Here is a 13295-nt window from a genome sequence, read left to right on the forward strand (position 1 = left end):
ATCGTTTACCCCTAGAAAGGGCGCCGGCCGCGGTTTCCGATCCCTATAATCCGGTATCGCCAACCCACGCCACACACTATGGATTTACGCCAGATCGAGTGCTTTCTCTGCCTGTATCGCAACGGCGGCATGACGCGCGCGGCCGCCGAGCTGGGCATCGTCCAATCCGCCCTGAGCACGCAACTGGCCAAGCTGGAAAAAACCCTGAAGGTCCAGCTGTTCGAACGCTCGAGCCGGGGGGTTACGCCCACGGCCGCGGGGGCCGATCTCTACAAGATGCTGCTGCCGCTTTCCAAGGAGGTCGAAAGCGTGCGCCAGCGCATGCTGGATCTCAGCGGCGGCACGTCGGGCCTGATCCGGATCGGCACGGTGCCGTCGCTAGGCGCAAGCATCGTGCCGCGGGCGCTTGCGCTTTACAGCGCCGAGAACCGCGACGTGACCATCCGGCTGACAGAGGCCTACAGCGCGGGGCTGGTGGAACGGCTGGATGCGGGCGAGCTCGACGTGGCCATCGTCAACCTGATCCAACCGGTGCGCAGCCTGGAAACGGCGCCGCTGGTCAGCGAGGAGCTGGTGCTGGTCACGGCGTCGGACAGCCCGTTGCGCAGCGTGGAATTCAACGACCTGTCCATCGACGCCTTGATCGTGCCTACGCTGGGCCAGGGCCTGCGCGCGATCATCGATCCGGTGCTGAAGAAGCGCGGCCCGGCGGCGCGCCCGCGCCTCGAAATGGATGCCCTGACCCCGACGCTGGAGCTGGTGAAATCAGGCGCCTGGGCCACCATCCTGCCGATCAGCGCGATCGCGCACGAGCTGGACGCCGGGGCCCTGTCGGTGCGCCGGATCCACGCCGACATGCAGCGGCAACTGGTGGTGGTGAATCATCCGCGCCGCCCGCTCAGCCTCGCGGCGCAGCGCTTCGTCGCCGCGCTCGCGGCCGAGGCCCACGACGCCGTCACGCGGGCGCAGCGGTTCATGAAATCGCTGAAGCCGCAGAAAAAATAGGCGCGGCTCCAGGACCCGAAAACACAAACCCCGCCGGGCCGGACACGAGGTCCAGGCGGCGGGGCGTTCCAGGCAGGCGCGGGGCATCAGCCCCGGCTGCCGGGCGGCCTTATTTCAGCCAGACGCGGGCGTTGCGGAAGATGCGCATCCAGGGGCTGAACGCGCCGCCGGTATCGGCGGTGCCCCACTTCTCGGGCGCCCACGACATCATGACGTTGCGGGTCACGCGTTCCGGGTGCGGCATCATGACCGTGAAGCGGCCGTCCGCGGTGGTGACCGAGGTCAGGCCGTCCGGGCTGCCATTGGGGTTGAACGGATAGGCCTCGGTGGCACGGCCCGCGTTGTCGATGAAGCGGGCAGCGGCCAGCACACGGCCGGCGTCGCCCTGCTGCGAGAAGTCGGCATAGCCTTCGCCGTGAGCCACTGCGACCGGCACGCGGGCGCCTTCCATGCCGGCGAAGAAGATCGACGGCGACTTGGCCACTTCAACCATGGACAGGCGCGCTTCGTACTTTTCCGACTGGTTGCGCGTGAAGCGCGGCCAGTGCTCGGCGCCCGGGATCATCGGCGCCAGCGCGGCCATCATCTGGCAGCCATTGCACACGCCCAGCGCGAAGGTGTCGGGACGCGCGAAGTACGCGGCGAACTGATCGGACAGCTTGCTGTTGAAGCGGATGGTGCGCGCCCAGCCCTCGCCCGCGCCCAGCACGTCGCCATAGCTGAAGCCGCCCACGGCCACCAGGCCCTGCGCCTGTGCCAGGTCCACGCGGCCGGACAGCAGGTCGGTCATGTGCACGTCGATGGCTTCGAAGCCGGCGGTGTCGAACGCCCAGGCCATTTCCACCTGGCTGTTGCAACCCTGCTCGCGCAGGATCGCCACGCGCGGACGCTTGCCGGTGTTGATGAAGGGCGCGGCCACGTCTTCCTGCGGATCGAAGGCGACGTTCGGGCTCATGCCCGGGTCCTTGGCGTCGTTCCAGACATCCAGCTCGGCCTGCGCGCAGGCCGGATTGTCGCGGCGGGCCATGATGCGGTAGGACACTTCGCTCCAGGCGCGGCCGAGATCGGCGCGCGGCTGGCCCCAGACCTTCTTGCCGTCGCGGTAGAACTCCACTTCGTCCGCGCCGTTCAGGCCGCCGATGACGTGCGAGTGGGCCGAGAGGCCCGCGCCGCGCAGCACCTGCATGACGGCGTCGCGCTGCGAGGCCGGCACCTGGATCACGGCGCCCGCTTCTTCCGAGAACAGCGCCTTCAGCGTCAGTTCTTCGCGCTGCACCGCCACCTGTTCGGGGCGGATCTTGTAGTCGCCCCAATCCGCCGATTGCGGATCGAAGGTCAGCATGTCCAGGTTCACCGAGATGCCGGTGCGTCCGGCGAAAGCCATTTCGGTCAGCGTGGCGAACAGGCCGCCGTCGGAGCGGTCGTGATAGGCCAGGATGGTGCCGGCCTCGGCCAGGGTGCGGATCGTGACGAAGAACGCGCGCAGGTCTTGCGGCGCGTCGATGTCCGGCACGGTTTCGCCGACCTGGTTGTAGGTCTGCGCCAGGATCGAGCCGCCCATGCGGTGGCGGCCGCGGCCCAGGTCGATCAGGATCAGGACGCTGTCGCCGGCGTCGGTGCGCAGCTGCGGCGTGAGGCTGGCGCGCACGTCGGCCACCGGCGCGAACGCCGTGACGACCAGCGACACCGGCGCCACCACCTGGCGCTGCTCGCCGTCCTGTTCCCAGGACGTTTTCATGGACAGGGAATCCTTGCCGACCGGAATCGACAGGCCGGTCGCCTGGCACAGTTCGCTGACGGCGGAGACGGTGTCGTACAGCGCGGCGTCCTGGCCGTCCACGCCGCAGGCCGCCATCCAGTTGGCCGACAGCTTGATGTCTTCCAGGCGCGCCACGTCCGCGGCCGCCAGGTTGGTCAGGGCTTCGGCCACCGCCATGCGGCCCGAGGCCGGGGCGTCCAGCATGGCGATCGGCGTGCGTTCGCCCATGGACATGGCTTCGCCGCGGAAGCCTTCGTAGTCGGCCAGCGTCACGGCGCAGTCGGCCACCGGCACCTGCCACGGGCCGACCATCTGGTCGCGGCTGGACAGCCCGCCCACCGTGCGGTCGCCGATCGTGATCAGGAAGGACTTGTTGGCCACCGTGGGGTGGCGCAGCACGCGGTAGGCGGCTTCGGTCAGGTCGATGCCGGCCAGGTCCAGCGGCGCGGACACGCCGGGCAGGCGCTTCACGTCGCGCGTCATGCGCGGCGGCTTGCCCAGGATCACGTCGATCGGCACGTCCACGGGGCGCACCTCGGCTTCGCCTTGCGGGCGGATCGTGTCGAGGCCGGGCAGGCCCTCGCCGTCCACCACGCGCAGTTGGCGCTCTTCGGTGGCCACGCCCACCACCGCGTACGGGCAGCGTTCGCGGCGCGCGATGGCGTCGAAGCGTTCCAGGTCTTTGGGCAGGATCGACAGGACGTAGCGTTCCTGCGATTCGTTGCTCCAGATTTCGGCGGGCGACAGGCCGGACTCTTCGAGCGGCACGCGCTTCAGATCGAAGATGGCGCCGCGGCCAGCGTCGTTGACCAGTTCCGGGAAGGCGTTGGACAGGCCGCCCGCGCCCACGTCGTGGATCGCGATGATGGGGTTGTTCTCGGCCTGCTGCCAGCAGCGGTCGATGACTTCCTGCGCGCGGCGTTCGATCTCGGGGTTGCCGCGCTGGACGGAATCGAAATCCAGTTCGGCCGAGTTGCTGCCCATGCTGATGCTGGACGCGGCTCCGCCGCCCATGCCGATGCGAAAACCCGGGCCGCCCAGCTGGATCAGGAGCGCGCCGGGGGGGATGACTTCCTTGTGCGTCAGGCCGGCATCGATGCTGCCCAGGCCGCCCGCGATCATGATGGGCTTGTGGTAGCCCCAGCGCGTACCGCCGGCGGTCTGCTCGAACGAGCGGAAATACCCCAGCAGGTTGGGCCGGCCGAATTCGTTGTTGAACGCGGCGCCGCCGATGGGGCCGTCGATCATGATGGACAACGGCGACGCGATGCGTTCGGGCAGGCCGTGGTGGTCGGCTTCCCAGGGCTGCACGGCGTCGTCGAAACGCAGGTGCGACACGGTGAAACCCGTGAGGCCGGCCTTCGGCTTGGAGCCGCGGCCGGTGGCGCCTTCGTCGCGGATCTCGCCGCCGGCGCCCGTCGAGGCGCCGGGGAACGGCGCGATCGCGGTCGGGTGGTTGTGCGTTTCCACCTTCATCAGGGTGTGCACGACGGTGTCGCGGCGGATGTAGCGGGCGCCGTCGGCGCCCTCGCCCGTCACCCCGGGAACGCCCGCCTGGAAGCGCTGCGCGGGGCCGCCTTCCATGATGGCGGCGTTATCCGAATAGGCGACGACCGTGCCGGCCGGCTGCGCCTTGTGGGTGGCGCGGATCATGCCGAACAGCGTGTTGGGCTGTTCCTGGCCGTCGATCACCCATTCGGCGTTGAAGATCTTGTGGCGGCAGTGCTCGCTGTTGGCCTGCGCGAACATCATCAGTTCCACGTCGGTGGGGTCGCGCCCCAGATCGGCGAAGGACTTGGCCAGGTATTCGATTTCGTCGTCCGACAGGGCCAGGCCCAGCGTGAAGTTGGCCTCGACCAGCGCCTGGGCGCCGCGCGCCTGGACGTCCACGGTGCGCATGGGCTTGCCCGCCAGCGCCTGGAACAGCGCCTGGCCGTCGAAGCTGGCGTCCACCACGGTTTCGGTCATGCGGTCGTGCAGGCAGTCGGCCGCGCGCGCCAGCATGGCGTCGTCGAAAGATTTGGCGCCCAGCAGGCCGCGTTCCGGCGTGATCACATAGCGCACGCCGCGTTCGATGCGGTGGACGGACGACAGGCCGCAGTTGTGGGCGATGTCGGTGGCCTTGCTGGCCCACGGGGAAATCGTGCCCAGACGCGGGATCACCAGCAGCGCGAGGCTCTTGGCCGGCGCTTCGCCCGTGGCGGGCGTGCCGTAGTCCAGCAACTGGGTCAACTGTTGCTGCTGCTCGGCCGTCAGGGCGGCGTCGGTGCTGACGAAGTGCTCGTAGCGGGCGGATATGTCGGCCACCGGCAGGCCGGCTTCCTTCAACTGCGCCAGGAGGCGTTCGCGACGAAAGGAGGACAGGACGGAGGAACCAGGCAGATGCTGAACTAGGGACACGATGCGGGCGCCGTATAAGGAAGAGAGGAGCAAAACGTGATTTTACCCGTTTAGGGGGTTTTCCCGGAGCCGCCGTTCAATCCGCCCGCGAACGTCCGATTTCGGCCATTGTTACAAAAGAATTCCAGCGCGGCGACACAATGATGGTGCAACGCAATATTCGGCTTGATTCCTTTATGGATTCTGCCTTTACATCTCAAGCTGGCGGGTGATCCGGCACGTTTATGGTGCGTCGCATCATGTTGCAGCGATCCCGCACCGCGGGAAAACACGAACTTCCGCCCCCACGACGCGACGGTAGGATGCAGCCACCCAACAAATAAAAAGCAAAGCGCCGACCCGCGCGCTGGCCGTTGCCTCACATGTCCCGCCCCGAAGCCCCCGTCGAGCCCGTCGAACCGATCATCCCCGCAGAAACCGATCCCGCCGTAAAAGTGCCGCTGGCCATCGAGGACTGGCTGGCCGTGATCCTGCTGGCGACCCTGGCCATCATTACCTTCCTGAACGTGCTGGTGCGCTACTTCACCGACCAGTCGTTCGCATGGACGGAAGAAATCTCGGTATTCCTGCTGATCGTCCTGACCATGGCGGGCGGCAGCGTGGCGTTCGTGCGCAACCACCATATCCGCATCGAAATCCTGGCGGACTCCGGCTCGCCGCGCCGCCAGCGCATCTTGGCGCTGATTTCCAATAGCTGCGTCCTGGCGTTCTTCCTGCTGCTGACCGTGCTGTCGGTCAAGCTGGTGGTCGACGAATACGTCTACGAAGAGACCTCCCCCGCGATCGGCGTGCCGACCTGGTGGTATTCGATCTGGCTGCCGGTCATGGCCGCGTCGATTTCACTGCGCACCATCGGCATCATCCGCCGCATCGCGCGCGCGCCCCTCCCCGCCGGCACGGCTTCCCAGGAACGTCCATGATCGCGGGCATCCTCTTCACCGTCTTCATCGTCCTGATGCTGATCGGCGTGCCGGTCGGCGTGGCGCTGGGCCTGGGCGGCACCGTGGCCATCGTGCTGTCCAACCTGGACACGCCCTGGTATGGCCTGCTGACCGTGCCGCAGAATTTCTACGCGGGCCTGGCGAAGTACCCGCTGCTGGCGATCCCCATGTTCGTGCTGGTGGGGTCGATCTTCGACCGCTCCGGCGTGGCCAAGCGGCTGGTGGACTTCGCGATCGCCATCGTCGGACGCGGTCCGGGCATGCTGCCGTTGGTGTCGATCGCGGTCGCCATGTTCCTGGGCGGGATCTCCGGCTCCGGCCCGGCATGCGCGGCGGCCGTGGGCGCTGTGATGATCACCGCGATGTCGCGCGCCGGCTATCCCGGTTCGTTCTCGGCCGCCGTCGTGGCAGCCGGCGCCGCCACGGACATCCTGATCCCGCCGTCGGTCGCCTTCATCATCTACTCGGTGCTGGTGCCCGGGGCCTCGGTGCCCGCCCTGTTCGCCGCCGGCATGGTGCCCGGCATCCTGGCCGGCCTGGCGCTGATCATCCCGGCCGTATGGCTGGCCCGCAAGCACAAGATGGGCGCGCTGGAATCGCACCTGCCGCGCCCGCCCTTCTGGACCAGCCTGCGTGAGGCCTCGTGGGGCCTGGCGGCGCCGGTCCTGATCCTGGGCGGGATGCGCATGGGCTGGTTCACGCCCACGGAAGCCGCCGTGGTCGCGGTGTTCTACGGTCTGTTCGTCGGCATATTCATCCACCGCACCATCAAGCTGCGCGACCTCTTCACCATCCTGCGCGAAGCGGCCGAACTGTCCGCCGTCATCATGCTGGTCGTGACGCTGGCCGGCATCTTCGCCTGGGCGCTGTCCACCCTCAGCGTGATCGACCCCATCACGCACGCCATCGTCAATTCGGGCCTGGGCGAATGGGGCGTGCTGGCGCTGCTGATCCTGCTGCTGATGACCGTGGGCATGTTCCTGGACGGCATCTCCATCTTCCTGATCTTCGTGCCGCTGCTCATGCCCATCGCCAACGCCTATGGCTGGGATCCGGTGTGGTTCGGCGTGATCCTCACCCTGAAGGTGGCGCTGGGCCAGTTCACCCCGCCGCTGGCGGTGAACCTGATGGTGTCGTGCCGCATCGCGCGGGTGCCCATGGAGTCCACCGTGCGCTGGGTGGTGTGGCTGCTGGGCGCGATGTTTCTGGTGCTGGTCGCGGTGCTGGCCTTCCCGCAGCTGGCGCTGTGGCTGCCTCACAAGCTGGGCTATTGAACGGGCGCCCCCCCGCCCCAAGCGTTACGCGTACGCATTACACAACAACAGAAAGACTTGCAAAGAGAGGAGACGCAACATGAAATTCCGCAACCTGATCGGCGCCGCCCTGTGCGCCGCGGCAGTGGTGGGCATGGCGCCCGCGCATGCGCAGAACTACAAGCCCGAGTACAAGCTCTCCATCGTCGTCGGCACCACCTTCCCGTGGGGCCAGGGCGCTGAAATCTGGTCGAACCTGGTGCGCGAGCGCACGCAAGGCCGCATCAATATCAAGGTCTATCCCGGCACCTCGCTGGTCCAGGGCGACCAGACCCGCGAGTTCACCGCCATCCGCCAGGGCGTGATCGACATGGCCGTCGGCTCCACCATCAACTGGTCGCCGCAGGTCAAGCAGCTGAACCTGTTCTCCTTGCCCTTCCTGATGCCCGACTATGCCGCCATCGATTCGCTGGTGCAGGGCGACGTGGGCAAGGAAATGTTCAAGCTCATCGAGAAGGCCGGCGTGGTGCCGCTGGCCTGGGGTGAAAACGGCTACCGCCAGCTCAGCAACTCCAAGCACGAGATCAAGAAGCCCGAGGACATGAAGGGCATGAAGCTGCGCGTGGTGGGCTCGCCGCTGTACATCGACACGTTCACCGCGCTGGGCGCCAACCCCACGCAGATGAGCTGGGCCGACGCTCAGCCCGCGCTGGCCAGCGGCGCCGTGGACGGCCAGGAAAATCCCCTGTCCATCTATACCGGCTCCAAGCTCTACACCGTGGGCCAGAAGTACCTGACCCTGTGGAACTACGTGGCCGATCCGCTGGTCTTCGTGGTCAATCGCGAAGTCTGGAACTCCTGGTCCGAAAAGGACCGCGACATCGTGCGCCAGGCCGCGCTGGACGCCGGCAAACAGCAGATCGTGATCGCGCGCAAAGGCGTGACGCCCGAAGACCCGTCCCTGCTGAAGGAAATCGAGGGCCACGGCGTCACGGTGACCTCGCTGTCGCAGGCCGACCACGACGCCTTCGTGAAAGCCACCAAGCCCGTCTACGACAAGTGGAAGAAGCAGATCGGCGAAGACCTGGTGAACCTGGCCGAGAAGTCGATCGCCAACCGTAAGAAGTAAGCCCGCAAGAACACTGCAAGCCCCAGGGGAACCGGCGGCGCAAGCCGCCAACCGAGGCAGGGACGCCAGATCCCGCCCACCAACGGGCGCCGGCCAAAAGCTGGCGCCCGTAATTTTTTGGGTTTCTTGGGGGGAGTGTCAGACACCCGGGGAGCAATGGCGCAAGTCTGCGGGGCTTGCCGTACGGGTGTCAGACACTGTTTTGATGCCGAGGTATCTGACGCCCTGCCCATTTCTTGTGTCTGACACCCGTACGCGCTGCCGCCCCTGCCTGAAGCAACGCCCCCCAGGTGTCAGACACCCTCGAAAAAAACACCCTCTAAACGTCTGGCACCCTCGCAAAAAACCTCTACTCCGGGTACCGAACCTCCAGGATATCCAGTTCCTCGATCCCGCCCGGCGTGCGCAAGACCACCGTGTCGCCTTCCTTGGCCTTGATCAGGGCGCGCGCCACCGGGGAGATCCAGCTGATCTTGCCGGCCAGCGGCTCGGCCTCGTCGACGCCGACGATGGTCACGCTGTGCTCCGTGCCCGCCTTGTCGGAATACAGGACCGTGGCGCCGAAGAACACCTGGTCGCGGTTGGGCTGGGCGGCGGGGTCGACGACCTCCGCGATGTCGAGCCGCTTGGTCAGGAAGCGCATGCGGCGATCGATTTCGCGCAGGCGCTTCTTGCCGTAGAGATAGTCGCCGTTCTCCGAGCGGTCACCGTTGGACGCGGCCCAGGACACCACCTGCACGACGGAGGGACGCTCCACGTTCATCAGGTGCGTCAGTTCGCCGCGCAGGCGTTCGTAGCCACCGGGCGTCATGTAGTTCTTCGTGCCTGCCGGAAGCGCCTGGGCTTGCGGCAGGTCGTCGTCGTCCTCTTGGTCGGACTCTTTAACAAATGCTTTATTCATGGCGGTTGCGCCGGTTGGGCGCGGTCACAGTCGATCGTCTTGGAGGGCAAGGCGGCGGGGCCGCTGCCCGCATCAGAACCAGTCGTGCCAGACCGGTTTAAGGTCGGACGGCAATGCCGGCAGGCGGCCCAGGTCCATCCGGCTTTCCTTCGGGCTATGGAAGTCCGAGCCGCGCGACGCCAGGAAACCGTAGCGGCGGGCCACGTCCGCATACTGGCGGGCTTCCTCGGCGGTATGGCTGCCCGTGTTGACCTCGATGCCGACGCCGCCCAGTTGCAGGAATTCGTCGAACAGCGCGGCGAACTGCAGGGGCGTGTACTTGTAGCGGCCCGGATGCGCAATGACGGCCAGGCCGCCCGCGCCGCGTATCCAGCCCACCGCCTCTGCCAGCGTGGCCCATTGCATGGGGACGTGGCCGGGCCGGTCGTCGCCCAGATGCTTGTTGAATACGGTCTGCACGTCCGGGCAGTAGCCGGCCTGGACCAGATAGCGCGCGAAGTGCGTGCGGCTGATGAGTTCGGGATTGCCGGCGAACGGCAGCGCGCCCTCATAGGCGCCCGGCATGCCCATGTCCGCCAGGCGCTCGCCGATGCGCTTGGCGCGTTCCGCGCGGCCGGCGCGGGTTTTGCGCAGGCCGTCGACCAGAACGGTGTTTTCGGGATCGAACCGCAGCCCGACGATGTGCACCGTCAGGCCGGCCCACGTCACGGAGATCTCGACGCCGGTGGCGAACGCCATGCCCAGTTCGCGCGCCGCGCTGGCGGCCTCGACCAGGCCGCCCACTTCATCGTGGTCGGTCAGCGCCCAGACGTCCACGCCGTTGGCGTGCGCGCGCTGCGCCACGTCGCGAGGCGCGAGCGCGCCGTCCGAGACGGTGGAATGGCAATGCAGATCGATGTTCAGGGTGCGCGTGTTCATGGGGCTATTGTAGGGAAGGCCCGCCAGCGTGGATAGCGCCGTGTCCGTCCCTGGTTTGCCGGGGACGGCGCAAGGCGCTTTTCCGAGCGAACCGGCCCTAAGCCAGCAGGAAGGCCGCCACCGGCTCCACTTGTTCGTCGGCGATCAGCGTAGGGGCGTGGCCCACGCCCCGCACCTCGTGCGCCTGCGCGCGCGGGTTGCGCTGGAGCATCTCGTCGACCGTCGCGCGCGTCAGCAGGTCGGATTGCTCGCCCCGCACGATCAGCACCGGGCAGTCCACGGCGTCATAGGAGCGCCACAGGATCTGTTCGCCCGCGGCCAATTCTTCGGGCGTCTGCGCGGCCAGGGCCTGGGACAGCGCCAGATCGTAGTGCTTCACCCATTTTCCGCCTTGTTCGGGATACAGGTAGCGCGCAAGATCGGCCCATTGCGCGTCCGTGTGCGGCCCGAAGGTTTCCGAATTGGCGCGCATGGCGGCCACGGCTTCTTCGAACGACGCGAATTCGCCCGGCTCGCCCACGTACTGGCCGATGCGGGCCAGCGCGCCGGTTTCCAGCTTCGGGCCGACGTCGTTGAGCACCAGCTTGTCGAGACGCACGCCTTCTCCGGGCGGCAGCATGCCCGCATGCGGCCGCATGGCCAGCATGGCGCGGGCGAACACTGCCGCGCCGGACAGCGCCATGCCGATCAGGCCGCCCATGGAAGTGCCCAGCCACGCCAGCCGCGCTGGCCGCAGGCGGGCGATCAGGGTGACCATGTCGGACACGTATTGCGGCACCGTGTAGAACGCCGGATTGGCCAGCCAGTCCGAGCGGCCCCGGCCCACCACGTCGGGGCAGACCACCCGGTAGCGGCCCGCCACGCGGCGGGCCAGCGTGTCGAAATCCCGGCCGCTGCGGGTCAGGCCGTGCACGCAGACCAACACCTGATCGTTGGCGGGATCGCCCCATTCCCAGTAGGCCATGCGGTGCAGACCGGCCGGGCTGGCGCAAGTGACGAATTCCAAACGGGGTTCCAGACTGGCGTTCACTATCGATACACTCCACAAGTCTGCACGCGCCGATACGGCGGCGTGCCAGGCCGGTATCTTATAGGACGGCGAACGGGCCCAGTAGTGTAATCGCGGCCAACTTGCGCGCGCATGACAGCCGGGGCAGGCAGCGGCGCCGCGGCCACGGTCCTGGACTATCGGCCCGGTCGTCGCTACGATCATCCCATCCGGATCGACGCCCGCCCCTGCGGCGGCCAGGGAATTGCGGTTGCCTATCGGCGCGATCCAATCATTAAATTGGAGTTGCCCGCCTTTTCGCGCCACAGTTTGCAGTCTCGAGCATTGCCAGATCAGTCTTCCCAAAATTGATATGGAGTCCGTATGCAGCAAAGCAGTCCCGTCTCTCCGCTGACCACCGACGACACCGCCGTCAGCATCCCTCCCCCCGAACCCCCCAAAGTGTTGCAGGATGTCCTGGCCCGCGCCGACGTCCAGATCAACGGCACGCGTCCCTGGGACATCCACGTGCACGACAAGCACATGTACGACCGCGTCTTCGCGAGCTGGTCGCTGGGCCTGGGCGAGTCCTACATGGACGGCGAATGGGATTGCGACGAGCTGGACGAACTATTCACGCGGCTGCTGCGCGCCGACATGGGATCCGCGGCGCTGGGCCTGGCCCGCGTCAAGCTGATCGCCGAGCACCTGCGCCACAAGCTGTTCAACCTGCAATCCAAGAACCGCGCCTTCGAAGTCGGGAAACAGCACTACGACGCCGGCAACGACGTGTTCGAAGCCATGCTGGACAGCCGCATGATCTATTCCTGCGCCTACTGGGAACACGCCCAGACACTGGAAGAGGCGCAGTTTGCCAAGCTGGACATGATCTGCCGCAAGCTGCAGCTCAAGCAGGGTGAAACCCTGCTGGACATCGGCTGCGGCTGGGGCGGGCTGGCCAAGTTCGCGGCCGAGCGCTATGGCGTCAAGGTCACCGGCGTGACGGTCTCAAAGGAACAGCTGGCGCTGGCGCAGGACCGCGTGAAGGGCCTGCCCGTGGAGCTGCTGCTGCAAGACTACCGCGACCTTCAAGGCACCTTCGACAAGGTGGTGTCGGTGGGCATGTTCGAGCACGTCGGCCCCAAGAACTACGACACCTACTTCACCCACGTGCAGCGCCTGCTGGCGCCCGGCGGCGCGTTCCTGCTGCACACCATCGGCATCGCCTCCACCAGCCAGAGCACCGATCCCTGGATCGACCGCTACGTCTTCCCGAACGGCAAGCTGCCGTCGGCCCGCGAGATCGCGACGGCGGTGGAAGGCCGCTTCATCATCGAAGACTGGCACAACTTCGGTGCCGACTACGACCGCACGCTGATGGCGTGGTGGGAGAAATTCGAACGGGCCTGGCCCGAGCTGGAATCGCGCTACGGCACGCGCTTCTACCGCATGTGGAAATACTATCTGATGTGCTGCGCCGGTTTCTTCCGGTCACGCGAGGGCCAGCTCTGGCAGGTGATGCTGACCCATCCGCAGCGCCAGGACACGTACCGTTCGCTGCGCTGAGTGCGGTGCTGCCTTTATGCACTGGTCGTCTCGGTGTCTGAATGGGCTGCCCGCCCCTGTGTCTGACACTGTTATGGGCTGCCCGTCCCAGTGTCTGACACCCCTATGAACCGCCCGTCAGGCTGTAGCACTGTTTCCGGGTGTCAGACACCCGGGAAGCACCGCCTCCAGCCTGAAGACCGTTTCGTAAGGGTGTCAGACACTGACCATGCCCCGTCGGGCGCGCTTGGAAACCGCCCGTCCCAGTGCCTGACACCCCTATGCGCCGCCCGTCAGGCTGTAGCGCTGTTTCCGGGTGTCAGACACCCGGGAAGCACCGCCTCCAGCCTGAAAGACCGTTTCGTAAGGGTGTCAGACACTGACCATGCCCCGTCGAGCGCGCTTGGAAACCGCCCGTCCCAGTGTCTGACACCCCTATGCGCCGCCCGTCAGGCT

Annotated in this window: 9 protein-coding genes; 5 read left to right on the top strand and 4 right to left on the bottom strand. The window is 66.9% G+C overall.

Features of this window, described 5'->3' with window-relative positions; translation table 11 throughout:
• The first annotated feature begins 78 nt into the window (after window positions 1–78).
• On the top strand, window positions 79–1005 hold the full coding sequence (locus tag AGI3411_RS02505; protein WP_129525844.1) for a LysR family transcriptional regulator: 927 nt from the start codon (window positions 79–81) through the stop codon (window positions 1003–1005).
• Between the two features lie 109 nt (window positions 1006–1114).
• Here AGI3411_RS02505 and purL read toward each other — a convergent pair whose 3' ends face one another.
• Window positions 1115–5164 (bottom strand): phosphoribosylformylglycinamidine synthase, encoded by a 4050-nt coding sequence (gene purL, locus AGI3411_RS02510; RefSeq protein WP_129525845.1) that lies wholly within the window; start codon window positions 5162–5164, stop codon window positions 1115–1117.
• A gap of 362 nt (window positions 5165–5526) precedes the next feature.
• Here purL and AGI3411_RS02515 point away from each other — a divergent pair, with 362 nt between their 5' ends.
• The 3 genes from AGI3411_RS02515 (at window position 5527) to AGI3411_RS02525 (ending at window position 8487) form a co-directional block, all read left to right on the top strand.
• A complete protein-coding gene (locus tag AGI3411_RS02515) occupies window positions 5527–6084 on the top strand; it encodes a TRAP transporter small permease (protein ID WP_129525846.1) in 558 nt (185 codons plus the stop codon).
• The gene (locus tag AGI3411_RS02520) at window positions 6081–7379 is read left to right on the top strand and encodes a TRAP transporter large permease (protein WP_129525847.1); all 1299 of its coding nucleotides are present in this window, start codon (window positions 6081–6083) and stop codon (window positions 7377–7379) included. The genes AGI3411_RS02515 and AGI3411_RS02520 overlap by 4 nt, the downstream gene beginning before the upstream one ends.
• Window positions 7380–7458: 79 nt before the next feature.
• Window positions 7459–8487 (top strand): DctP family TRAP transporter solute-binding subunit, encoded by a 1029-nt coding sequence (locus AGI3411_RS02525; RefSeq protein WP_129525848.1) that lies wholly within the window; start codon window positions 7459–7461, stop codon window positions 8485–8487.
• Window positions 8488–8836: 349 nt separating this feature from the next.
• On the opposite strand, the gene greB is transcribed toward AGI3411_RS02525, so the two are convergent.
• The 3 genes from greB to AGI3411_RS02540 all read right to left on the bottom strand — a co-directional run bounded on the left by greB (window position 8837) and on the right by AGI3411_RS02540 (window position 11339).
• On the bottom strand, window positions 8837–9388 hold the full coding sequence (greB, locus tag AGI3411_RS02530; protein WP_129525849.1) for a transcription elongation factor GreB: 552 nt from the start codon (window positions 9386–9388) through the stop codon (window positions 8837–8839).
• A 72-nt stretch (window positions 9389–9460) separates the two neighbouring features.
• A complete protein-coding gene (locus AGI3411_RS02535; protein WP_129525850.1) occupies window positions 9461–10306 on the bottom strand; it encodes a 3',5'-nucleoside bisphosphate phosphatase in 846 nt (281 codons plus the stop codon).
• A gap of 97 nt (window positions 10307–10403) precedes the next feature.
• A complete protein-coding gene (locus tag AGI3411_RS02540) occupies window positions 10404–11339 on the bottom strand; it encodes an alpha/beta fold hydrolase (RefSeq protein ID WP_129526121.1) in 936 nt (311 codons plus the stop codon).
• Window positions 11340–11678: 339 nt separating this feature from the next.
• Between AGI3411_RS02540 and cfa the strand changes: the two genes are divergently transcribed.
• Window positions 11679–12860, top strand: a complete 1182-nt coding sequence (cfa, locus tag AGI3411_RS02545) for a cyclopropane fatty acyl phospholipid synthase (protein ID WP_129525851.1) — start codon at window positions 11679–11681, stop codon at window positions 12858–12860.
• Window positions 12861–13295: the final 435 nt, after the last annotated feature.

Origin of the sequence: Achromobacter agilis (genome assembly GCF_900496965.1) — a bacterium.
Lineage (GTDB): Bacteria > Pseudomonadota > Gammaproteobacteria > Burkholderiales > Burkholderiaceae_B > Achromobacter > Achromobacter agilis.